Source organism: Staphylococcus sp. HMSC056G08 (genome assembly GCF_001812305.1).
Lineage (GTDB): Bacteria > Bacillota > Bacilli > Staphylococcales > Staphylococcaceae > Staphylococcus > Staphylococcus simulans.
Map to the genome: position 1 here is coordinate 1 of NZ_KV808531.1, position 766 is coordinate 766.

The 766-nt window shown below is 37.5% G+C and carries 2 protein-coding genes; both read left to right on the top strand.

The window, feature by feature from the left end; genetic code table 11:
• Nucleotides 1–234, top strand: a 234-nt coding sequence (locus HMPREF2846_RS12680; protein WP_060804559.1) for a hypothetical protein, incomplete at its 5' end; no start/stop codon positions are given.
• Complete coding sequence (locus HMPREF2846_RS12685) at nucleotides 227–766, top strand: dUTP diphosphatase (RefSeq protein ID WP_031262899.1); 540 nt, start codon at nucleotides 227–229, stop codon at nucleotides 764–766. The genes HMPREF2846_RS12680 and HMPREF2846_RS12685, both read left to right, overlap by 8 nt.

The following is a 766-nucleotide window of genomic DNA, read 5'->3' on the forward strand; positions in this document are numbered from 1 at the left end:
ATGAAATACAAATACATGGAAAAACAAGTAGAAGGTGCTAAAGCATTGGCAGAAAAATACCCACACATGCAAACACATCAAGATATTTACAAAGAGCATGTAGAGGTGCTGGAAAAGGCAAAGGCGTTTGATGAAGTAATTAAAGCAAGTCAGAAAGAAAAAACATATGAACAATTAGGTTTTACGGCATCAAGAATAGCCAGTGAATATTGGAGGGACAAAAGCAATGACTAAACTACAAATCAAATTACTATCAGAAAACGCAACAATGCCGACACGTGCTAATGCAACGGACGCTGGCTATGACATCTACTCAGCAGAAACTAAGATACTTGAACCGCAAGAGAAAGCGATTATCAAAACTGATCTAGCAGTCAACATTCCTAAAGGATATGTGGGATTACTCACTTCAAGAAGTGGCGTAAGCAGTAAAACACACTTAGTTATTGAAACTGGCAAAATTGACTCAGGATTTCATGGAAACATGGGGATAAATATTAAGAATGATACAGATTTACATTCAACAAGTGCAGATGTTCGTGTCACTGAAAACGGTATGGAAAATGACATTTTAAACATAAAAGGTGAAACAATAGCAAAAGATAAAGAAGGCGAGTATTTAGCCGATGTATACAAAATCAATAAAGGTGATAGATTGGCGCAGCTGGTCATTGTACCTATCTGGACACCAGAGTTAGAAGAGGTCGCTGAATTTGATATACAAAGCACACGTGGTACAAACGGGTTCGGAAGCACAGGATATTAA

What these genes read in the sequence shown, in the direction of transcription:
- HMPREF2846_RS12685 (WP_031262899.1), top strand. Translation starts at nt 227, where the DNA reads ATGACTAAACTACAAATCAAATTACTATCAGAAAACGCAACAATGCCG.